The sequence below is a fragment of the Microbacterium sp. LWH7-1.2 genome, assembly GCF_038397755.1.
Taxonomy (GTDB): domain Bacteria; phylum Actinomycetota; class Actinomycetes; order Actinomycetales; family Microbacteriaceae; genus Microbacterium.
Genome location: NZ_CP151637.1, coordinates 2,347,100 through 2,367,485, shown reverse-complemented (window position 1 = coordinate 2,367,485; position 20,386 = coordinate 2,347,100). Strand labels below are relative to the sequence as shown.

General features: G+C 71.0%; 20 protein-coding genes. 15 read left to right on the top strand and 5 right to left on the bottom strand.

The features are described 5' to 3' along the window. Position 1: 1 nt before the first annotated feature. A complete protein-coding gene (locus tag MRBLWH7_RS11050; RefSeq protein ID WP_341994395.1) occupies positions 2–1,291 on the bottom strand; it encodes an extracellular solute-binding protein in 1,290 nt (429 codons plus the stop codon). Between the two features lie 171 nt (positions 1,292–1,462). On the opposite strand from MRBLWH7_RS11050, the gene MRBLWH7_RS11045 reads away from it, so the two are divergent. Further along, entirely contained in the window at positions 1,463–2,458 is a 996-nt protein-coding gene (locus MRBLWH7_RS11045) for a LacI family DNA-binding transcriptional regulator (protein ID WP_341994393.1), read from the top strand. Between the two features lies 1 nt (position 2,459). On the opposite strand, the gene MRBLWH7_RS11040 is transcribed toward MRBLWH7_RS11045, so the two are convergent. Both MRBLWH7_RS11040 and MRBLWH7_RS11035 read right to left on the bottom strand, forming a co-directional pair. Further along, complete coding sequence (locus MRBLWH7_RS11040; protein WP_341994392.1) at positions 2,460–3,629, bottom strand: ROK family transcriptional regulator; 1,170 nt, start codon at positions 3,627–3,629, stop codon at positions 2,460–2,462. An 84-nt stretch (positions 3,630–3,713) separates the two neighbouring features. Next, complete coding sequence (locus tag MRBLWH7_RS11035) at positions 3,714–3,980, bottom strand: hypothetical protein (RefSeq protein ID WP_341994391.1); 267 nt, start codon at positions 3,978–3,980, stop codon at positions 3,714–3,716. 364 nt (positions 3,981–4,344) lie between these two features. Between MRBLWH7_RS11035 and xylA the strand changes: the two genes are divergently transcribed. From xylA to MRBLWH7_RS11000, 7 genes are all read left to right on the top strand, one after another. After that, positions 4,345–5,535 (top strand): xylose isomerase, encoded by a 1,191-nt coding sequence (gene xylA / locus MRBLWH7_RS11030; protein WP_341994390.1) that lies wholly within the window; start codon positions 4,345–4,347, stop codon positions 5,533–5,535. Positions 5,536–5,700: 165 nt separating this feature from the next. After that, complete coding sequence (xylB, locus tag MRBLWH7_RS11025) at positions 5,701–7,005, top strand: xylulokinase (protein ID WP_341994388.1); 1,305 nt, start codon at positions 5,701–5,703, stop codon at positions 7,003–7,005. 93 nt (positions 7,006–7,098) lie between these two features. Continuing rightward, entirely contained in the window at positions 7,099–7,470 is a 372-nt protein-coding gene (locus tag MRBLWH7_RS11020) for a hypothetical protein (protein ID WP_341994386.1), read from the top strand. Then, entirely contained in the window at positions 7,415–9,031 is a 1,617-nt protein-coding gene (locus MRBLWH7_RS11015; protein ID WP_341994385.1) for a LuxR C-terminal-related transcriptional regulator, read from the top strand. The genes MRBLWH7_RS11020 and MRBLWH7_RS11015 overlap by 56 nt, the downstream gene beginning before the upstream one ends. A 140-nt stretch (positions 9,032–9,171) precedes the next feature. After that, the gene (locus tag MRBLWH7_RS11010) at positions 9,172–10,260 is read left to right on the top strand and encodes a class I SAM-dependent methyltransferase (protein WP_341994383.1); all 1,089 of its coding nucleotides are present in this window, start codon (positions 9,172–9,174) and stop codon (positions 10,258–10,260) included. A 186-nt stretch (positions 10,261–10,446) separates the two neighbouring features. Beyond that, complete coding sequence (locus MRBLWH7_RS11005) at positions 10,447–11,289, top strand: transposase (protein WP_341994381.1); 843 nt, start codon at positions 10,447–10,449, stop codon at positions 11,287–11,289. A gap of 74 nt (positions 11,290–11,363) precedes the next feature. Further along, entirely contained in the window at positions 11,364–12,185 is an 822-nt protein-coding gene (locus MRBLWH7_RS11000; protein ID WP_341994379.1) for a GTP pyrophosphokinase family protein, read from the top strand. Positions 12,186–12,199: 14 nt separating this feature from the next. Here the strand turns inward: MRBLWH7_RS11000 and MRBLWH7_RS10995 are convergent, their stop codons facing one another. Further along, positions 12,200–12,790, bottom strand: coding sequence for a TetR family transcriptional regulator (locus MRBLWH7_RS10995; protein ID WP_341994377.1), 591 nt, complete (start codon positions 12,788–12,790; stop codon positions 12,200–12,202). 65 nt (positions 12,791–12,855) lie between these two features. On the opposite strand from MRBLWH7_RS10995, the gene MRBLWH7_RS10990 reads away from it, so the two are divergent. From MRBLWH7_RS10990 to MRBLWH7_RS10975, 4 genes are all read left to right on the top strand, one after another. Continuing rightward, positions 12,856–13,998 (top strand): hypothetical protein, encoded by a 1,143-nt coding sequence (locus MRBLWH7_RS10990; RefSeq protein WP_341994376.1) that lies wholly within the window; start codon positions 12,856–12,858, stop codon positions 13,996–13,998. A 19-nt stretch (positions 13,999–14,017) separates the two neighbouring features. After that, positions 14,018–15,220 (top strand): cation:proton antiporter, encoded by a 1,203-nt coding sequence (locus tag MRBLWH7_RS10985; RefSeq protein WP_341994374.1) that lies wholly within the window; start codon positions 14,018–14,020, stop codon positions 15,218–15,220. Next, positions 15,217–15,702 (top strand): glutaminase, encoded by a 486-nt coding sequence (locus MRBLWH7_RS10980; protein WP_341994372.1) that lies wholly within the window; start codon positions 15,217–15,219, stop codon positions 15,700–15,702. The genes MRBLWH7_RS10985 and MRBLWH7_RS10980 overlap by 4 nt, the downstream gene beginning before the upstream one ends. A 76-nt stretch (positions 15,703–15,778) precedes the next feature. Continuing rightward, positions 15,779–16,579, top strand: coding sequence for a tryptophan-rich sensory protein (locus tag MRBLWH7_RS10975; protein WP_341994369.1), 801 nt, complete (start codon positions 15,779–15,781; stop codon positions 16,577–16,579). A 1-nt stretch (position 16,580) separates the two neighbouring features. On the opposite strand, the gene MRBLWH7_RS10970 is transcribed toward MRBLWH7_RS10975, so the two are convergent. Beyond that, positions 16,581–17,324, bottom strand: a complete 744-nt coding sequence (locus tag MRBLWH7_RS10970) for a GMP synthase (RefSeq protein WP_341994366.1) — start codon at positions 17,322–17,324, stop codon at positions 16,581–16,583. 124 nt (positions 17,325–17,448) lie between these two features. On the opposite strand from MRBLWH7_RS10970, the gene MRBLWH7_RS10965 reads away from it, so the two are divergent. The 3 genes from MRBLWH7_RS10965 (at position 17,449) to MRBLWH7_RS10955 (ending at position 20,374) form a co-directional block, all read left to right on the top strand. Continuing rightward, on the top strand, positions 17,449–18,066 hold the full coding sequence (locus tag MRBLWH7_RS10965; protein WP_341994364.1) for a sigma-70 family RNA polymerase sigma factor: 618 nt from the start codon (positions 17,449–17,451) through the stop codon (positions 18,064–18,066). Next, entirely contained in the window at positions 18,056–18,523 is a 468-nt protein-coding gene (locus tag MRBLWH7_RS10960) for a hypothetical protein (protein WP_341994362.1), read from the top strand. The genes MRBLWH7_RS10965 and MRBLWH7_RS10960 overlap by 11 nt, the downstream gene beginning before the upstream one ends. Positions 18,524–18,595: 72 nt before the next feature. Continuing rightward, complete coding sequence (locus MRBLWH7_RS10955; RefSeq protein ID WP_341994360.1) at positions 18,596–20,374, top strand: S8/S53 family peptidase; 1,779 nt, start codon at positions 18,596–18,598, stop codon at positions 20,372–20,374. Positions 20,375–20,386 lie beyond the last annotated feature (12 nt).

Genomic DNA, 20,386 nt, shown 5'->3' with positions numbered 1-20,386 from the left:
CTTATCCCTTCGCGCCGGCCGAGTTGGCCGCAGCGATCATCTCGTCGGGCGTGCTCTGGCCGGAGAGCATGTCGACCACGGCGACGTTCAGCGCGTTGCCGACGTTCTGCCCGAGGATCGTGTCGAGCCACTGCGAGACGAACGGGGCCGCGTTGTAGGCCTCGAGGATCTGCTGGAGGTACGGCTCGGTCACCTCGGCCTGCGCGGCCTGGTTGACGGGGGGCGAGTTGAACGCCTTGTAGTAGGCGGTCTGCTGCGCGTCCGACGCGATGAAGTTGAGGAAGTCGACGCACTCCTTCGGCGCCTGCGCGGAGCAGGAGTAGCCGTCGAGACCGCCCATCATCGAGCCGGGCTCGCCCTCACCGCCCGGCACCTCGGGGAACGGGTACCACGCCAGGTCGGGGAGAGGCTTCTCGTCAGGGGTGAGCGAGGCGATCACGCCCGGGTCCCACGCCCCCATCAGTTCGCCACCCGCCTGGTGGTTGGCGACAAGGCCCGCCGAGCTGCCGGCGCCCTGCTGGGCGGAGGTGGTGAGGAAGCCCTCGTTGAACGGCTCGGTGGCGGCGAAGTCCGCGAGATCCTCGGCGGCCTTGAGCCAGCACGGGTCGCTGAAGTCCTTCGAGTCGCCCGTCTCCTCCACGGTCTTGGGGGAGCACTCGCGCAGCGCGAACCAGTAGAACCAGTGCGCTGCCGGCCACGCGTCCTTCGCGCCGAGCGCGAGCGGAGCGACGCCGGTGGCCTTCAGCTTGTCGTTCACCTCGACGAGTTCGTCGATCGTCGTCGGAGTCTCGGTGACGCCCGCCGCGTTGTAGAGGTCCTGGCTGTAGAAGATGCCGCCGGGAAGCACCGACAGGGGCATCGCCCACACCTTGTCCTGGTAGGTCTCGGCCTTGAAGGAGCCCTCCGAGATGTTCTCCTTCGCCTCGCCCTCGATCTTGCCGGTCAGGTCCATCAGCTGACCCGCCTGCACCATGGCGGCCATCTTGCCGCCGCCTCGCTGCAGGAAGATGTCCGGCGGGTCGCCCGCGTTGAGCGAGGTCTGCAGCTTGCCGTCCATGTCCTCGTTCTGGATCGACTGCATCTTGATCGTGACGCCGGGGTTCTCGTCTTCGAACGCGGCGATCGCGTCCTTCCAGAACTGCTGGCCCGGGCCGGTGGTGGAGTTCTGCCACAGCGTCATCTCGACGTTGCCGTCTCCGCTCTCGTTGCCGCCGCCGGCACTGCATCCGGCGAGCGCCAGCGCGCCGATGACCAGTGCTGCAGAACCCGCGAGGATTCTCTTGCCCATCATGTGATTCCCGTCTCTTCTTCGAGGGCACCTCTGCTGCGAGGTGCAGGTGGCCGACGCGATCGGGTCGCGCGCCGCCCGGCGTGCAGACCGGGCAAAAAAAGTCTGTGTTGACAACAAATATCTTGTCAAACGTTTTCAATAACGGTTTCGAGGCCGTTATGATTTCGAGATATGACCCGCCGACCCACCATCACCGACGTCGCCGCCGCTGCCGGCGTCTCGGTCGCAACCGTCTCGAAAGCTGTGAACGGTCGCTACGGAGTGGCAAGCGAGACGGTGGATCGGGTGCTCGCCGTGGTGGCGGAGCTCGGCTACGAGTCGAGCCTCATCGCCAGCAGCATGCGATCACGCAAGACGGGTGTCATCGGCGTCCTCGTCGCGGACTTCGAGCCCTTCAGCGCTGAGATCCTCAAGGGCGTGGGCGAGGCGCTGCGCGACTCGCGATACGACCTGCTCGCGTATTCCGGGTCGCACGGTGCCGCCGAGGGGTGGGAGCGGCGGTCGCTCTCCCGGCTGAGCGGCACGCTCATCGACGGCGCGATCATGGTCACCCCGACCGTGGTGAACGTCGGCGCCGACGTGCCGGTCGTCGCCATCGACCCGCACACCGGTCCCGCGGATCTCCCCACCGTCGAGTGCGACAGCTTCGGTGGCGCGCTGCTGGCGACGCGGTACCTCATCGAACTCGGGCACACGCGCATCGGCTTCATCGCGGGTCGCCCGGATCTCCGGTCTTCGATCGCGCGCGACGCCGGCTATCGACGAGCGCTGGCCGATGCGCGCATCCCCCTCGACCCGGCTCTCGTCGGCTCGGGGAGCTACCAGCAGGACGCCGTGCGCATGGCCGCCCTCGAGATGCTCCGCCGACCCGACCGGCCGACCGCGATCTTCGCCGCCAACGACACCTCGGGACTCGAGATCGTGCGGGTCGCGTCCGAGCTGGGCATCGACGTCCCGCGCAAGCTGTCGGTCATCGGATTCGACGACGTGCCCGAGGCCTCCAAGGCCACGCCCGCGCTCACGACGGTGCGCCAGCCCATGCAGGTGCTCGGTGCCGAGGCGGTCGGCATGCTGCTGGAACTGATGGAGGGCAAGACGCCCGCGGTCACGCACGTGAAGCTGCCGACGCGCCTCGTGCCACGGGACACCACCGCGCCACCACCGTGATTCAGCTCCGAGCGGCGCCGCCGGGGTCTCGGAGAAGTTCGGCGAAGGCGGCCTCCGCGGCGCCGATCAGCAGGCGATCCTCCGCCAGTGAGGCGACGCGGATGAGGAGTTCCTCGCTGGTCGCCGACATGGTCTGCTCCTGAACCATGGCCCCGAGTCCCGGCACATCGACTGCGGCGATGGTGGCGAGGAAGCCGCCGAGCACGACCACCGAGGGGTTGAGCGCGTTGACGGCGTTGGCGAGGGCGGTCGAGAGGATGCGGCGCTGTCGCGCGACCTCCTCGGCCGCGGTCGGGCCGGCGGCGGCCACAGCCGCCGCGAGCGCGGGCTCGTCGGCCGTCTGGAGTCCGACGGCGGCGAGCAGCCGGGATCTGCTCACCTCGTCCTCGAGGACGCCGTCGCCGGCGCGACGGTCGGTCGCCGAGGCGATGCCGGGGCGATTCTGACCGAACTCGCCTGTGTACCCGCCGGCGCCCAGCAGGGGCTGACCGTGCACGATCAGGCCGCCGCCGATGCCGCTGGCGCCGCCGTTGAGATAGATCACGTCGTCGAAGCCGGCTGCGGCGCCGAAGAGGTGCTCGGCGATGGCGCCCAGAGTCGCGTCGTTGCCGGCGACGGTCGGCAGGCCGGTGGCGTCGGCGACGAGGTCGCGAACCGGCGCGTCGGCCCAGTGCAGGTGCGGGGCGTTGCGGACGAGCCCGTCCGCCGCCCTCACGAGCCCGGGCACGGCGAGTCCGACGCCGACGATGCGCGCGTCGGCGAGTTCGCCGGCCCGCCAGCTCTCGACGCGCTCGGCGATGAGCCGTGCCGTCTGTTCCGGTGACAGCAGGTGGTCGAGCTCGATGCGTTCGCGGACCGGGATGCCCCGGTCCAGCCCCACGGCGGCGATCGTGAGGGCGTCGACCTCCGGGTTGGCGGCGATCGCCATCACCCGCGCATCCGCGATGACCACCGGAGAAGGGCGCCCGACGCGGCGGGATGGGTCGGGCGCACGTTCTACGACCAGCCCCTCCCGCACCAGCTCGGCGACGAGGTCGGCGATCGTCGATCGGTTGAGCCCGGTGGACTCGGTCAGCCGCGCCCGGGAGAGCGGGCCTTCGAGGTGCACCAGACGCAGCAGCCGCGCCAGGTTGCGCTGACGCACACCCTCGGCTGCGGACGGATCGCTCACCGTCTCACTGTAGGGTGCGGCGGGGCGGCGTCCCGGGATTTGTTGCGCGGCCGGTCAAACGGGTCGCACGTGCGGTCCGGAGGGTCAGGGGGAAGGGCGCTCGGCGCCGGGTGGCGAGATCGACCCGACCGCCACCGCGAAATCGAGCGTCTGGAGCACCTCGACGGCCCGGTCATAGCGACGTCCGGCGAGGGCGACGAACACCGCTCCGACGACGTCGATGAAGCCGACGGTCGCTCCGCCGGCGCGGACCTCGTAGCGGTCGAGGTCGATGCGCTCCCACCGGACGGGTGAGTCGTCGGGGGCCGGGGGCTCGGGGCGCCGTGGCGGCAGTTCCTTCAGTGACGGCATGACACGCGATCGCAGAGCATTGCGCCGCGCGGGTGAGGACGGCCTCTCGAGCACCATGGGGAGACTCCTCTCGTCATGCCCCGATCCTCCGCCTGACGGCCAGCTTCCGCACAGGGGTTGACGCAGGTGGGAAAGGCCGACTAGGGACTGATGCCGACGTCGCCGCGAAGCGGATCTCGTTCCCGAGACCATTGTCCGCCCTGTCCTCCGCGGGTCGTGTTAATGCCTGGTGAACTTCCGGTCACAACCGGACACAGGGCGGCCGTCGAGGCGCACCGACGGTCGTATGCCGGTGATGCGGGGTGGACGCGGCATGCATTCTGGTATAGGTTGTCGGCAGCAACATTTCTCGCGAAGGAGCGTCATGCCCACCCCCACCCGCGCCGACAAGTTCTCGTTCGGCCTCTGGACCATCGGCTACAACGGCACCGATCCCTTCGGTGGGCCGACCCGCAATCACCTCGACGTGGTGCACGCCGTCGAGAAGCTCGCCGAGCTCGGCGCCTACGGCCTCACCTTCCACGACGACGACCTGTTCGCGTTCGGATCGACGGATGCTGAGCGCCAGACGCAGATCGACCGCCTCAAGGGCGCGCTCGACGACACCGGCCTCATCATCCCGATGGTGACGACCAACCTCTTCTCGGCTCCCGTCTTCAAGGACGGCGGCTTCACGTCGAACGACCGCGACGTGCGCCGCTTCGCCCTGCGCAAGGTCTTCCGCCAGCTCGACCTCGGCGCCGAGCTCGGTGCCAAGACCTTCGTCATGTGGGGCGGCCGCGAGGGTGCCGAGTACGACTCGGCCAAAGACATCCGCGCCGCGCTCGAGCGCTACCGCGAGGCCGTGAACCTCCTCGGCGACTACGTCACCGACAAGGGCTACGACATCCGCTTCGCCATCGAGCCGAAGCCGAACGAGCCGCGCGGCGACATCCTGCTCCCGACGCTCGGCCACGCGATCGCGTTCATCGACTCGCTCGAGCGCCCGGAGCTCGTCGGCCTCAACCCCGAGGTCGGTCACGAGCAGATGGCGGGCCTCAACTTCGCCGCCGGCATCGCGCAGGCGCTGTTCCACGGCAAGCTCTTCCACATCGACCTCAATGGTCAGCGCGGCATCAAGTACGACCAGGACCTCGTGTTCGGCCACGGCGACCTGCACAACGCGTTCGCGCTGGTCGACCTGCTCGAGAATGGCGGCCCCGGCGGCGTCCCCGCCTACGACGGCCCTCGTCACTTCGACTACAAGCCCTCGCGCACCGAGGACGAGACCGGCGTGTGGGACTCGGCCGCCGCGAACATGCGCACCTACCTGCTGCTCAAGGAGCGCGCCGCGGCCTTCCGCGCCGACCCCGAGGTGCAGGAGGCGCTCGCCGCAGCCAAGGTCGACGAGCTCTCGGTGCCGACGCTCAACGACGGCGAGTCGTACGACGACTTCCTCGCGGACCGCTCGGCATACGAGGACTTCGACCCGTCGGTGTACCTCGGCGGGAAGGGCTTCGGCTTCGTCCGTCTGCAGCAGCTCGCGACCGAGCACCTGCTCGGCGCCCGCGGCTGACCTGATGCGAGACCGCGGCGGCGGACCGAACAGGTCGGCCGCCGCATCCGTCTTCCTCCCGTCTCCGGCGGAGCATGTCCCACTTTCCGCTGTGTGGGGCGGCTCCAGGGGCGGGAATCGGGACATGAAAAGCACAAACCGGGACATGAAGGAAAGTGGGAAGCGATGAGCCTCGTCATGGGAGTCGACTCGTCGACGCAGTCCTGCAAGGTCGTGATCACGGATGCCTCGACCCAGGCGGTGGTGAGGCAGGGGCGCGCGTCGCACCCCGACGGCACGTCGGTCGACCCCGAGGCGTGGTGGACCGCGCTGCAGGCGGCGATCGCCGACGCCGGCGGGATCGACGACGTCGAGGCGTGGGCGATCGGCGGGCAGCAGCACGGCATGGTCGCGCTCGACGCCGAAGGCCGGGTCGTCCGCGATGCGCTGCTGTGGAACGACACCCGCTCGGCGCAGGCGGCGGCCGACCTCACAGCCGAGTTCGGGGCCGACGAGCTCGCACGGCGGACGGGCCTCGTGCCCGTCGCATCCTTCACGATCACGAAGCTCCGCTGGCTGCGCGACACCGAGCCCGACAACGCAGCGCGGGTCGCAGCAGTCGCGCTCCCGCACGACTGGCTGACCTGGCGGCTGCGCGGCTTCGGGCCCTCCGGCGACTCGCCGCGCGGTCCCCTGCTCGACGAGCTCGTCACCGACCGCTCCGACGCCTCGGGCACCGGCTACTGGAACCCTGCGACCGGCGGCTACGACCGCGACCTCCTCGTCGCCGCACTCGGGCACGACGCCGTGCTTCCGCGCGTGCTCGGACCCGACGAATGGGTGACGGATGCCGCGGGCCGACGCGTCGGCGGCGGCGCCGGCGACAACGCGGGCGCGGCGCTCGGGCTCGGCGCGGGTCCCGGAGACGTGGTCGTGTCGATCGGCACGAGCGGAACCGTCTTCGCGGTGAGCGAGGAGCGCACGATCGACCCCACTGGGACGGTCGCCGGATTCGCAGACTGCACGGGCCGCTTCCTGCCGCTCGTCGCCACGCTCAACGCGGCGCGCGTGCTGGATGCGATCGGACGTGTCCTCGGCGTCGATCACGCCGAGCTCTCCCAGCTCGCGCTGGCCGCCGAGCCGGGCGCCGCGGGACTCACGCTCGTGCCGTACTTCGAGGGCGAGCGCACGCCGAACCTGCCCGACGCCACGGCGTCGCTCACCGGCATGACCCTCGCCTCGACGACGCGCGAGAATCTCGCGCGCGCCGCCGTCGAGGGGATGCTCTCCGGCCTCGCCGCGGGCCTCGAAGCGCTCCGCGGACTCGGCGTGCCGCTCGAACGCGCGCTGCTCGTCGGCGGCGGCGCGCAGTCCGAGGCGGTGCGCCGGGTCGCGCCGCTCGTGCTGGGCCTGCCGGTCGAAGTGCCCGAGCCGGGGGAGTACGTTGCCCTCGGCGCCGCGCGGCAGGCGGCATCCGTCCTCTCTGCGTGAAGCCGCGACTGGGGCGGGCGGCAGACCTGCCCCTGGCGGAAATGGGTATAACTGCCGATGTATCGGCGGTGGCAGCATCCGTATCTTCCCTATATGGACGCTGCGACGCTCGCCGGTACGGTCTCGACCGTGCTCTTCGCCGCGGCCAACCTGCCGATGGTGGTGAAGGCCGTGCGATCCGGCGACCTGCGCTCGTACAGCCTCAGCGCGCTCGTCATGGGCAACGTCGGCAACGCCGTCTACACCGTCTACGTGCTGAGCCTGCCGTTCGGTCCGATCTGGGTGCTGCACGGCTTCTACCTCACGACGATGGCCGTCATGCTCGCGCTGTACGGGCTGTCGGCGCACCCGCGGCGAGGCCGCGCAGCGATCCCCGGACATGGCGCGACGACGGCGGTACCATTCCCGCATGGCGGACACGGTCGACGCGCTCGAGCGAGCGCGGACGGCATACCGGTCCGGTGACTGGGAGACGGCGCGCGAGGCGTTCGAGGCAGGCCGCCGCGACGTCGCGGCCACCGGCGCCGACCTGCGCGCTCTCGGGTCGTGCGAATGGTGGCTCGGGCGGCAGGAAGCGGGCCTCACGCACCTCGAATCGGCGTTCCGGGCACTGACGGACGAGGGCGACGCGATGGGCGCGGCCGAGGCGGCACTCGTCGTGACACTCGTGCGACTGACCCGTGGCGAGATGACGGTGGGCACCGCCTGGCTGCGACGCGCGCGGAGGATCCTCGCCGATCTTCCCGACGGCCGCGGGCACGCCTACGAGGTGTACCTCACGGCGAGCATGGACCTCGACGACACCGGCGCGCTGTGGCCCGCCGAGAGCGTGTCGCGCATGCGGGAGCTGGCAGCCATGCTGCGTCAGCCCGCGGTGTCGGCGCTGAGCGCGGTCGTGGCCGGGATGCACCTCATCCGGGCGGGGCGCACCGCGGAGGGATTCGCGCAGCTCGACGAGGCCATGCTGTGCGTCGTGTCGGACGAGCTCGACGCCGAGTGGGCGGGCGACGTGCTGTGCACCACCATCCACGTGTGCCACGAGCTCGCCGACTTCCGCCGCATGGCCGACTGGACCCGCGCGACCGAGGCGTGGTGCGCCGCGCGCGGCGCGCACGTCGTCTACGCCGGCGTCTGCCGCGTGCACCGCCTCGAGCTGCAATCGGCGAGCGGGGAATGGGATGCCGCGGAAGCGGCGCTGCAGCGCGCGTGCGAGGACCTCGGATCCCATCATCCCTGGATCGCCGGCGAGGGCTGGAACCAGCTGGGCGAGATCCGGCGCCTCCGCGGCGACGCCGCCGGAGCGCGGGAGGCGTACCGCCGTGCGAGCGAGGCGGGCGTCGACCCTGTGCCGGGCGAAGCGCTGCTGACGCTCGCGGAGGGCGACACCGAGCGCGCGGCGGCGATGATCGCCGCCATGCTCGAGCAGAGGGATCGCGTCGGCCGAGCTCGGCTGCTGCGTCCGGCGATCGAGATCGCGCTCGCGGACGGGCGGTCGCAGGAGGCGGAGCACCTGCTCGACGAACTCGAGGAGGACGCGCGGGCCTTCGGCAGCGACGGGTTCCACGCGTGGGCGGCGCATGCCCGGGGGATCCTCCTGATCCATGCCGGCGATGCCGTGGGCGCGATCGGTCGGCTGCACACGGCCCTCGACCGGTTCCGGCGCCTCGGGCAGCCGTGGGAGCAGGCGAACGTGCTGAGCTGGCTCGCCACCGCGCAGGAGCTGCGAGGCGAGCGGGCCCTCGCCGCACAGCTGCGGGAGCAGGCGGGCGTGATCTTCGAGCGGCTCGGTGCGCCGCCGGTGGTCGTGCGATCGGCGTCTGCCGAAGACGGCGGGCCGCTGACAGCCAGGGAGCGCGAGATCGTCGAGCTCGTCGCCCAGGGCAAGGCGAACAGGCAGATCGCCGACGAGCTCTTCATCAGCGAGAAGACCGTGAGCCGGCACCTCGCCAACATCTACGTGAAGGTCGACGTCGGCTCGCGCACCGCCGCCGCCGCGTGGTGGCGCGAGCGCGGCCGGCGCCGCTGAGCACCGCGCTCGGCGACGTCCTGCATCGAATGGTGCAGACGGCCGCCGCTGGATTGCGCGTTTCTCCCGACGCGCGCTGCGCCGCAGGATCCGTAGCTTCGTCGTCAGATGGACGCTCACGCTTCACGAAGGAGATCACGATGACCACGATCACCATCACCGACACCGCGCAGGACGCGACGACCGCGTTCGCGGACCGGGTCATGAAAGCGACGCTCGCCTGGATGGACCTGATGTCCGTGCACCTGGGCTCGCAGCTGGGGTGGTACGCCGCCCTGGCGGACGCCGACGGCCTCACCTTCGGCGAGCTCGCCGGCCGGACGCACACCGATCCGCGCTACGCCCGCGAGTGGCTCGAGCAGCAGGCGGCGACGGGAATCCTCGACGTCGACGGCGCGACGGATGCCGCCGCCCGGAGCTTCCGCCTCGCTCCCGGGGTCGCCGAGGTGCTGCTCGACCGCGCCAGCACGGCCTACCTGGAGCCCTTCGCTCGCATGGCTGCGGCGTCCGGGACCCAGCTGGAGGCGCTCATCGATGCGTACCGCACGGGCGGCGGGGTGAGCTGGGAGCAGCTCGGCGCGCACGCGCGGGAGGCCCAGGCCGACCTGAACCGGCCCTGGTTGCAGCAGGTCCCGGCGCTCTTCGCCGACGTCGGTCGCCTCGACGACGTGCTGCGGCGACCCGGAGCCCGCATCGCCGACCTCGGCTCCGGCGGCGGGTGGTCGTCGATCTCGCTGGCCCAGGCGTATCCGCAGCTGGCGGTGGTCGGCTTCGATGTCGACGAGGCGTCGGTCGAGATCGCCCGGCGCAACGCCGCCGAGGCCGGTGTCGCCGACCGGGTCGAGTTCCTGCTGTGCGATGCCGCGCTCGTCCACGAGCACGGCCCCTTCGACGCCGTGTTCGCCTTCGAGTGCCTGCACGACATGCCGCATCCCGCCCAGGTGCTCGCCGCTGCGCGTCGTGCGGTGCGCGAAGGAGGACCCGTCGTGGTCATGGACGAGGCGACCGAGGAGCACTTCAGCGCCGACGCCGGTGAACTCGAGCGCCTGCTCTACGGGTTCAGCCTGTTCGTGTGCCTGCCCGACGGCCTCTCGCACCGCCCCAGCGCCGGCACCGGCACGGTGATGCGCCCGTCGACGCTGCGCGGCTACGCACGGGAAGCCGGCTGGAGCGACGTCCGCATCCTCATCCCCGAGTTCGGGACCTTCCGGTTCTACGAGTTCGTCTGACCCGTGGCGGCCCCGTCGCGAGTGCTTCGCGGCGGGGCATCCGGAATTGCGATCCTGCGGCGTTCCACACCGTTCGCAGGACTGTTCCGGATGCTGCGCCCCTCGGTCGCCGCGGCACCGCGGCGTTTGGTCGCGCTCGTCGCGGTCGGTCCTGAGAACGGTCGGGCGATGGGACACAATGGGCGCATGGCCGACGTTGACGCAGAGCTCGACGCTCTCGCCGCCGAGCTGTACGCCCTGCCGCCGGCGGAGTTCACCGCGGCGCGCAACGCGCGCGCAGGCCTCGCGGCACCCGTGCTGGCCAAGCGGCTCAAGGCGCTGCGCAAGCCCACGGTCTCCGCCTGGGCGGTCAACCTGCTCGCGCGCGACGGGCAGCTCGCCGATGCGGTCGAGCTGTCGGCGGCCCTGCGCGAAGCCCAGGACGACCTCGACGCCGCGGAGCTCTCGCGCCTCAGCCGGCAGCGGCGGCAGCTCGTGGCCGCCCTCGCGAAGCAGGCGGTCGGACTCGCCGAAGAGGCGGGCGGCACCCTGAGCGCGACGGCGCGCGACGACGTCGCGGCGACGATCAATGCGGCGGTGATGGATGCTGCGGCCGCGGCCGCCGTCCTCACCGCGCGGCTCGTCAAGCCGCTGGAAGCCGGCGACATCGACCCGGCCGCGCTCGCCGACGCCGTCGGCGGGACGCTCCCGGACGCGATCCCGGCGCCGCCGCCGCGGGACGACCTCGCCGATCGCCGCGCGCGCAAGGCGGCGGAGAAGGCCGCGCGCGAGGCCGAGCGTCTCGCGAACGAGGCCGAGCGGGAGCTCGCCCGTGTCGACGCCCGCCGTGCCAAGGCGCAGGAACGGGTCGACCATGTCCGCGAGCGCATCGACGACCTCCGCCGCGATCTCGCCGCGCTCGAAGGCGACGAGCGCGCAGCCACCGAGAAGCTCGACGCCGTCGAGCGCGAGCGGTCCGAGGCAGCTGCGAAGTCCCGCGAGGCTGCGCAGGCTGCCGAGCGCGCCCAGCTGGCCCTCGATGACGCCTGACCTGCGGCCGTCGCCAGGGCTCAGCATCCGTTCTTCACAGGAGTCTCGTAGGGCCGCCGCTTAGCGTGAACGGCATGGCGACTCCCGCACCTCTGGTGCCCGCGACGGCGTCCGACGAAGGCGAGATCACGGTCTCGCCGAGCGAGCTGCGGGAGCTCAGGGACGAGCTGCAGCGCTTCATGATGGAGTACCGGTTCGGCCTGCAGGAGGTCGAGACGAAGATCGGCATCCTGCGCGACGAGTTCCTGCTGACGCACGACTACAACCCGATCGAGCACGTCTCGAGCCGCGTCAAGTCGCCCGACAGCCTCGTCGAGAAGGTGCAGCGCAAGGGCATCGACGGAGACTTCGCGTCGATCCGCCGGAACATCACCGACATCGCCGGCATCCGCATCACATGCAGCTTCACGGCCGACGTGTACCGCCTCTTCGATCTGCTCACCGCGCAGGACGACGTGCGGGTGCGGGGCGTCAAGGACTACATCGCGTCGCCCAAGTCCAACGGCTACAAGAGCCTGCACGCGATCCTCGAGGTGCCGGTGTTCCTGTCGACCGGCCGCATCGAGGTGCCGGTCGAGGTGCAGTTCCGCACCATCGCCATGGACTTCTGGGCGAGCCTCGAGCACAAGATCTACTACAAGTACGCGACGCGCGTGCCCGATGAGCTGCTCGAGAGCCTCAAGGACGCGGCCGAGACCGCCGCCGAGCTCGACGCGCGCATGGAGCGCCTGCACCGGCAGATCCGGGGCGGCAGTGCCACGCAGATCGGCGGCGGCAGCGCCGGCCGGACCGCACCCGTGGCGATCCGCGAGATCACGGCCGCGACCGCTCACGCCGAGACGGCAGCGGATGCCGCGCCCCTGCGCGGCGAGGACGCCGAGGTCCGACCCGTCTAGGCCGCACGGGCGGGTCAGCTCGCGAGGACGGCGGCCGCGCTCTCGAGGTAGTCCTCGACGGGGCGCGGGCCGAACACGGCGCTGTTGGCGATGTAGCCCTGCGCCAGAGCCGCGATCGACCGGGCCGTCTCGGTCGCGAGGATCTCGGCCGTCTTCTCGTCCGAACTCTGCGCGCGCGCCCACGGCCCGACCGCCAGAGCGAGGGAGGCGCGCAGGTGTGCAGCGGTGCGGAGCATCTCGTCGTGGACCCCGGGCTCGACCATCGCCTCGCCCCAGAACTGCAGGATGAGCGAGGGGGACAGTCCGACGTCCTCGAACATCGAGAGCATCCCCCGGAGCGCGTCGCGGGGCGTCACGATCTCGCCGCCCCGACCCGCGCCTTCGAGGGCGTCGATCCGGGGAAGCAGATAGCGCCCCACGACGTAGCGGGCGAGCTCGGCCTTGTTGGTGAAGTGCGAGTAGATCGCACCGGTCGACAGGCCTGACTCCGCGACGATGTCGGCGATGGACGTGTCACGCACGCCGTTGCGCTCCAGGGCGCGCAGTGCGGCGCGCGCGATCTCGTCGCGGCGGGCCTCGCGGTATTCCTTCGACACCTTGGGCATGGAAACAGAATAGCGATTCTGTTATTGTCACAAACAGAATCACGATTCTTTTTTAGGAGGACGCAATGAACGCTCACCGTGAGACGGCGTCGGTGGATGCCGCACCCGCCCGGCGCACGAAGTGGGGCGTCGCCGCGATGTTCGGCCTGGTCGGCTCGGTGATCGTCGCCGTGATCGTGATGGCCTTCGTCTGGCCCGCGGCCACCTCGCAGGCCCAGAACCTCCCCGTCGGCATCGCCGGGCCGGACGCAGCCGTCAGCGCGGTCGAAGACAAGCTCGCCGAGCAGGACCCCGCGCCCTTCGATCTCGAGGGCGTCGACTCCGGCGACGACGCCGTATCGCAGATCGAGTCCCGTTCGCTGTACGGCGCGATCCTCCTGGGCGACGAGCCGGAGGTGCTCGTCGCGACCGCAGCGAGCCCCGTCGCCGCGCAGGCGCTGCGCGCCGTCGCCGCCCAGATGCAGTCGCAGATCGACACAGCGGCGAAAGCCGCGCTGACCGACCAGCTGACGGCGATCGTGGGGGCGCTGAAAACAGGTCAGATGCCGCAGCTCCCCGAGGGCGCTACGGGGGCGGCTCCGGAGATCCCGACGGTCACCGTCACGGACGTCGTGCCGCTGGCCGACGGCGACAGCATCGGCGCCGGGCTCGCAGCATCCGTCTTCCCGATGGTGCTGGGCGGCATGCTCGGCGGCATCCTGCTGACGCTGCTGGTGCAGGGCATCGTCCGCCGCCTGGTGGGCCTCCTCGTCTTCGGGGTCGCGGCCGGCGCGCTCATCGCGCTGGTGATGCAGACCTGGTTCGGCATCCTCACCGGGGACTGGCTGCTCAACGCGGCGGTGCTCGGCCTCGGCGTGACGGCGACCTCCGCGCTCATCATCGGGCTCGCCGCGCTGATGGGCCCTCCGGGGATCGCGGTCGGCGCGATCATCACGATGTTCATCGCGAACCCGATCGCCGGTGCGGCGCAGCCGCCGCAGTTCCTCCCGGAGCCCTGGGGCGCCGTGGGTCAGTTCTTCGTGCCGGGGGCATCGGCGAACCTGCTGCGCTCGGTGATGTACTTCCCGGATGCCTCCACCTGGGCGCAGTGGACGATCCTCGGCGTGTGGCTCGCGGGCGGGGTGGTCCTGGCGCTCATCGGCCATCAGCGCGACCGCGCCGAGCTGACGCCGCCGGAGCGCCAGCTGGAGCCCTCCTCGACGGGGTGACCCTGGCTAGTCTGTTCGCGTGGACGGTCTCACACCCGCGACGCTCCTGCTCATCCCGCTGATGGCGGTCCTCGCGCCGCTGCTGGCGCGAGCACTCGGCCACTGGGTGCGGGTGCCGGTGGTGGTGTTCGAGCTGCTGCTGGGCATCCTGATCGGTCCGGCGGTGCTCGGATGGACAGGCCCCACCCCCCTCGTCGCCACGCTGGCCAACTTCGGCCTCGCGATGCTGTTCTTCGTCGCCGGCACCGAGATCGAGTTCGGGTCGTTCCGCGGGCGGCTCGGCCGCCGCGCGTCGCTCGGCTGGCTTCTCAGCCTCGCCGCCGGCGTCGCCGCGGGCTGGCTGCTCGCCCCCGGTGAGGCCGCCATCGTGATCGGCGTCGCGCTGTGCTCGACCGCGCTCGGTACCCTCCTGCCGATCCTGCGGGACGCCGGCGAGCTGCCCACGCCGTTCGGCAAGGCGGTCGCGGCGATCGGCGCCGTCGGCGAGTTCGGACCCCTCATCGCCATCTCGATCTTCCTCGGCGGACGCGAGCCCGGGCTCTCCACCATCGTGCTCGCGCTGTTCGCGCTCTTCGCGGGCCTCGCACTCTGGCTCGCGTTCCGCGTGCCGCGGGGTGCGATGCACTCGTTCGTCAACTCGACGCTGCACACCTCCGGGCAGTTCGCGATCCGCGTGGTCTTCGTGATCCTCGCCGCTCTCGTCGCGCTCAGCGTCATCCTCGACCTCGACATGCTGCTCGGGGCCTTCACCGCGGGCATCATCTGGCGCCTCCTCATGCGCGATGCATCGGAGCACGACCGTCACGCCGTGGAGAGCAAGATCGAAGGCGTCGCCTTCGGCTTCCTCGTCCCCATCTTCTTCATCTACACCGGCATCACGTTCGACCTGCAGTCGCTGCTCGACGACCCGGTGCTGTTCTGGCTCGTGCCGGTCGTGCTCGTCGCCCTGTTCGTGGTCCGCGGTCTGCCGTCGACCCTCGCGGCGCCGGAGGGGTCGTCTCGCCGCGAGCGCCTCTCGATCGCACTCCTGGGCGCGACCGGGCTCCCGATCATCGTCGCCGTCACCCAGATCGGCGTGGACGAGAAGATCCTCGACACCACGCAGCAGACCGTGCTCGTCGCGGGCGGCATGCTGTCCGTGCTCCTGTTCCCCCTCATCGGCATGGCGCTGCGCGGCGAGCGGCTGAAGGCGAGCCCGTCGTTGCGGGACGACATGGCGTGAGCACCCTCGAGCTTCTCGACGCCGCACGATCGCGGCTCGCCGGCGCGCCCCGCGAGGCCCTCGGCGAGCTGGTGGTGCCCAAGCGTTTCCTGGGGGTGGCGCGCGCACCGCGGATCGAACGCCGGGGCGCGGCGTGGCACCTCGGCGTGCTCCTGCTCACCGACGACGCCGTCTTCGCGACCGGCGACATCCTCCGTGCCCGCCAGGAGGCCCGGCGCGGCTACGCCGCCGAATCGCAGCGACACCGCGCCGAGCTCGCCGCGGCCGCACGCCGCGGCGGCTTCGCGGAGGGCGAGACCGTGCACATCGGATGGCGGATGCTGCAGCCCGGCGCGGTCGACAGAGGCGAGGCATCCGCCCCGCTGTACTCCGCTGACGGCGTGCCCAGCGTGAGGTGGAGCGCCGCCGGGGGACTCATGCCGCTCGAGGCGTACCTCTCCGAGCGTGTCGCGCTGCTCTTGGACCCGCCACGTGGCGCGTGAGGCGGACCGCTATCGGCCGTCGTCACCGATGTCAAGAGCCCTCGTCCAGGGGTGATGCCCGTCCTACCGTGTGAGCATGACCGCCAAGGACCTCGCCCGGCAGATCATCGTCATCAGCGCGTTCTGCTTCATGATCGTGGCTGCGATGGTCGGCACCGGACTGTTCGGCGGCACACCGGTGCAGGACCTGCAGAACGGCGCGCTCGACCAGGACGGCTCGTACCTCGCGCCGGCGCGTCCGGCCTTCTCGATCTGGACCGTGATCTACGTCGGCCTGTTCGCCTACACCGTGTGGCAGGCGCTGCCGCGTCAACGCGGCAGCGAGCGGCAGCGGGCGCTCGGCTACCTGATCGCCGGCACGATGGCGCTCAACGGGCTGTGGCTCGTGACGGCCCAGTTCGGATCACTCGCGCTCACGGTGCTCGCGATCATCGTCCTGCTGGCGCTTCTGGGCGTCACGTTCAGCCGCACCGTCATCGAGCCCGCCGGCGGCTGGGCCGACCGGCTGCTCGTCGACGGGGTGACAGGTTTGCACCTGGGCTGGGTGACGCTCGCCACCGTCGCGAACATCGCGGCGTGGCTGACGTCGATCGGCCCGCCCGAGTGGGAGTCATCGGCGGACCTGTGGGGCGTCGTCGTGCTGATCGCCGTCGCCGTCATCGGGCTCGGGATCGAGCTCGCGAGCCACTGGCGTCTCGCACCCGCGCTCGCCCTCGCGTGGGGGCTGGTCTGGGTCGCTGTCGGCCGGCTGGCGGGTGAGCCGCACAGCACCGCGATCGGGGTGACGGCCATCATCGTCGCCGCCGTGATCCTCGGCACCGCGCTGATCGGCACCGCGGCGCGCGCGGTGATCGCCTTTCGCAACGCCGAAGCCTGAGTCAGCCGGCCGCGAAGCGGTCGGCGAACGCCCGCAGCAGACGGGTGGGTTCCGTGACGGATGCTGCGAGCACGCGTCCGGCGATCGCATCGTAGTCCGCCGAATCGAAGTAGCCGTCGTCGCGGTACACCGCCATGCGCTCGGTGAACGCCTTCGTCGTCGGCTCGGGGTGGAACTGCGTCGCGTAGAGCCGGTCGCCCACGCGGTACGCCTGGACGGGGCATCCGTCGTTGCGCGCCAGGAGGACCGCGCCAGGGGGCAGGCTCTCGGTGCCCTCCTTATGGGCGGTGAGCGCCGCGAAGCGGTTGGCGAGACGGCCGAACAGCGGGTCGGACGAGGCCTGCTTCGTGAGCTGCACCGCCACCGGGCCGGTGTCTTCGGGGAAGGCGCGGCTCACGGTGCCGCCGAGCGTGCGGGTGGCGATGCCGATGCCGTAGCAGGTGAAGAGGGCGGCCGGTCCGTCGCCCGTCGCGGTGCGCTCGGCGATGCGCGCGAGACCCGCTTCGAGGCGCCGCTGTGCGTCGGTCTTCGTCGACTCGGGGTCGGTCACGTTGAACGGGCTGCCGCCCACGAGGAACCCGGCGTAGCGCTCGAACGCGTCGTCGGGGAGCGGCTCGCGCACCAGGTCGTGGTGGGCGAGACGGCTCTCGTCGAGGTGCATCGCGGCGCGGAAGGACTCGTATTCGGCGGCCGCCGCACCCAGCTGCGGGCGCACGCAGACATAGAGCAGCGGCGCGGTCGTCATGCACGCAGTCTAGGTCTCCGCCCGGTGAAGCTGGGAGACGGCGGAAACCGTGGGTGTTCACGCGGTATCCGTGTATCAAACCTGCACTACCGCGCTCGGGCATGGTGTGGACAGAATGGGCGCTATGACGCAGGCTGGCGCCGAACCATCCGTCGACTCCGTGGAGCCGGCGCGATGGGAGCGCGCCGCCGCACTCTTCGTGCGGTGGCGTGATGGCGACAGCCGTGCGATGGACGAACTCGTTCGCCTGATGACGCCGCCGCTATGGCACGTCGTGAGGGCGTACGGGCTCGACCATGCGTTGGCGCAGGACGTCGTGCAGACGACCTGGCTGACACTCGTGCGTCGTCACGAGACCATCAACGACCCCCTCGCGGTGTCGGGGTGGCTCACGATGTGCGCGCGCCGTGAGGCGTGGCGGGTCGGCAAACAGCATCGGCGTGCCGATGCCACGGAGGCCGAGTCGCTCGAACCGCACCTTCCGGTCCACGAATCCGCCGAGCAGACCGCCGCGCAGGACGACGAGACCCGTCGTCTCTGGACCGCAGTGGCCACGCTCAACGACCGATGCCAGCGCCTGCTGCGGATCGTCGCGTTCGAGGACCGCCCCGACTACGCCCGCATCGCCGAAGACCTCGCGATGCCCATCGGATCGATCGGACCGACCCGCCAGCGCTGCCTCGCGAAGCTACGCGCCGTACTCGAGGGAGACGGATGGAGAGGTGACGACGATGGAAACTGAGGATTTTGCGGCCGACGCCGCGCTCTTCGCACGAATGCGGCGCATGTGGGAGCACGTCGACCCGGTGCCGGCCGACCTCGTCGACCGGATGGTCGCGGCGGTCGCCGTCGAGGACCTGTCGAGGGAGTACGCCCTCCTGACGCTCGTCGAGGGGACGTTCGCCGCCGTGCGCGGCGAGACCGACACCGCGACCCTGCAGTTCAGCGACGGCACGACCAGCGTGCTGCTGCACGTCACCGCCACGGAGGACGGCGGGCGTCGTGTGGACGGGTGGGTGGATGCCACGGCCCTCGCCATCCGATTGATCCAGGGCGACCGCGAGTGGTCGGCCGAACCGGGCGAGCACGGACGCTTCGCCTTCGACGAGGTCACGCCGGGGATGGCGCGGCTTCGTCTGGTGGTGCGCGACGCCGACGGCGCGATGCGCGACTTCCAGACCCCGCAGTTCGAAGTCTGACAACCAGTTCGAGATACGAAGACGGATGCCGCGGCCTGGGGGTCGCGGCTCCCATGTGTGTGAGGAGAAGACATGGCGAAGGGCGAGAGCGAGCAGCGGCGCACCTGGCGAGAGCGAGAGGTCGCGGGTGAGCCGAAGGGCGTCGTCCTCGACCCGCGCCGTGAGCCGGTCCCCGATCTGCAGGCCTACGACACGGTGTACGTGCCCGGGCACCTGGTGATCTCAGGAGACCCCGGCGCCGCCGAGCAGGCGCTTAAGGGGGCAGGAGCGAAGCTGGGGTGGGACGTGGAGCTGGAGCCGCTGCCGAGTGGGAAGGACACGGCGGCACTTTCGCGCGCTCGCATCGTCCAGGCGCCGCGGGAGGGGCGCGACGACGAGCCCGTTCCGCCCGTGGACGCTTGGCGCCTGCTGCAGCAGGCACGCCGCGACGTTCTCATCGCCGAGCGGATGGGTGTAGCACCCCGCAGCCTCGCGCGGGGCGAGGCCGAGGCGGAAGATGTCGACCTCACCGCTCGGGCGGCCGCCACGCGGAGTGTGTCGCTGGAGGCGGCCATCGCGAACGACCCGCCGCACCGTGCCGAAGCCGCGGCGGAGCCCGACGTGAAGGCGCGCCGCGTCAGGGCGACCGATGACCCAGTGCTCGCCCAGGTGAGCCTCGACCACGTCCTCGGGGTGGACCCGATCGACATGAATCCGCACGGACGGACGAATCCGCACGGACGCACCAACCCGCATGGCCGGACGAATCCGCACGGCCGGACGAACCCGAGCGGCACCGACGGATACGCGTATCCGGGCTCCGGCGGGCTCGAACTGGTCACCTACATCGGCGCCCCGCCGGCCGATCGGCACACGCTCGCAGAGGGCGGCCGGCGGCCCGTGATCGCATTCGTCGACACCGGCTGCGGCGAGCATCCCTGGTTCACGGCGCCCGACGGCCGGTCCGTCGTGCGCACCATCGATGCCGCAGACGGCTCCGGTGTCATCGGCGTCAACGACCCGGCGACGGACCCCGAGCGCTTCGGCGACCTCGCCGGTCCCCTCGACGGCTTCCTCGATGATGCCGCCGGGCATGGGACGTTCGTGGCGGGCGTACTCCGTCAGGTCTGTCCTGACGCCGACCTCATCGCGATCCGCGTGGCGGACAGCAACGGCAGCGTCCTCGAGAGCGAGCTCATCACGGCGCTCGAACAGGTCGCGGACTGGATGGACGCAGGCACCGATGAGGACCCCCATCATCTGGACGTCCTGAACCTCTCGCTCGGCTACTACCACGAGACCCCGGAGGATGGCCGGTTCAGCCTCCGCCTGTTCGAGGCGCTGCGGAACCTGAGGTCGAGGGGGTGCGTCATCGTGTGCTCGGCTGGAAACGACGCGACCGAGCGGCCGACCTTCCCCGCGGCGCTGTACAACTGGGGCGACCCGCTCCTCAGCTTCGACGAACCTGACGGAGGTGCGAAGCACTTCGCGGTCGGTGCACTCAACCCGCAGCGGACGTCGGTCGCCCTGTTCAGCAACATCGGGGAGTGGGTGAACCTCTATGCGCCGGGCACGTCGGTGCTGAGCGTGTTCCCTTCCTTCGAGGGTGGGCTGCAGGCCGGGTCCCGCAACGACCGCGCGGAACGCCGCCGGCAGAGCCTCGACCCGGACGACTTCGACAACGGCGATGAGGGCGGCTTCGCCGTCTGGAGCGGCACCTCGTTCGCCGCGCCGTTCGTGGCGGGAAGCGTCGCGGCGAAGCTCGCCCCGCGGCTGATGCGTCCCTCCGCCGTGAGCAGCAAGAAGGATCCTGTGGAGGAGGCACGGGAGTCGATCACAGCGCTGGATCGGTCGCGGCTTCCCGCCGGGTAGCGCCCGAGGCGG

Bases quoted from the DNA above. Each gene is read 5' to 3' on its own strand.
- MRBLWH7_RS11035 (WP_341994391.1), bottom strand. From the start codon at position 3,980: ATGCCGTCACTGAAGGAACTGCCGCCACGGCGCCCCGAGCCCCCGGCC.
- MRBLWH7_RS11045 (WP_341994393.1), top strand. From the start codon at position 1,463: ATGACCCGCCGACCCACCATCACCGACGTCGCCGCCGCTGCCGGCGTC.
- MRBLWH7_RS10970 (WP_341994366.1), bottom strand. From the start codon at position 17,324: ATGACGACCGCGCCGCTGCTCTATGTCTGCGTGCGCCCGCAGCTGGGT.
- MRBLWH7_RS10955 (WP_341994360.1), top strand. From the start codon at position 18,596: ATGGCGAAGGGCGAGAGCGAGCAGCGGCGCACCTGGCGAGAGCGAGAG.
- MRBLWH7_RS11020 (WP_341994386.1), top strand. From the start codon at position 7,099: ATGGACGCTGCGACGCTCGCCGGTACGGTCTCGACCGTGCTCTTCGCC.
- MRBLWH7_RS11015 (WP_341994385.1), top strand. From the start codon at position 7,415: ATGGCGGACACGGTCGACGCGCTCGAGCGAGCGCGGACGGCATACCGG.
- MRBLWH7_RS10975 (WP_341994369.1), top strand. From the start codon at position 15,779: ATGACCGCCAAGGACCTCGCCCGGCAGATCATCGTCATCAGCGCGTTC.
- MRBLWH7_RS10990 (WP_341994376.1), top strand. From the start codon at position 12,856: ATGAACGCTCACCGTGAGACGGCGTCGGTGGATGCCGCACCCGCCCGG.
- xylB (WP_341994388.1), top strand. From the start codon at position 5,701: ATGAGCCTCGTCATGGGAGTCGACTCGTCGACGCAGTCCTGCAAGGTC.
- MRBLWH7_RS11010 (WP_341994383.1), top strand. From the start codon at position 9,172: ATGACCACGATCACCATCACCGACACCGCGCAGGACGCGACGACCGCG.
- xylA (WP_341994390.1), top strand. From the start codon at position 4,345: ATGCCCACCCCCACCCGCGCCGACAAGTTCTCGTTCGGCCTCTGGACC.
- MRBLWH7_RS10960 (WP_341994362.1), top strand. From the start codon at position 18,056: ATGGAAACTGAGGATTTTGCGGCCGACGCCGCGCTCTTCGCACGAATG.
- MRBLWH7_RS11000 (WP_341994379.1), top strand. From the start codon at position 11,364: ATGGCGACTCCCGCACCTCTGGTGCCCGCGACGGCGTCCGACGAAGGC.
- MRBLWH7_RS10995 (WP_341994377.1), bottom strand. From the start codon at position 12,790: ATGCCCAAGGTGTCGAAGGAATACCGCGAGGCCCGCCGCGACGAGATC.
- MRBLWH7_RS10965 (WP_341994364.1), top strand. From the start codon at position 17,449: ATGACGCAGGCTGGCGCCGAACCATCCGTCGACTCCGTGGAGCCGGCG.
- MRBLWH7_RS11050 (WP_341994395.1), bottom strand. From the start codon at position 1,291: ATGATGGGCAAGAGAATCCTCGCGGGTTCTGCAGCACTGGTCATCGGC.
- MRBLWH7_RS11005 (WP_341994381.1), top strand. From the start codon at position 10,447: ATGGCCGACGTTGACGCAGAGCTCGACGCTCTCGCCGCCGAGCTGTAC.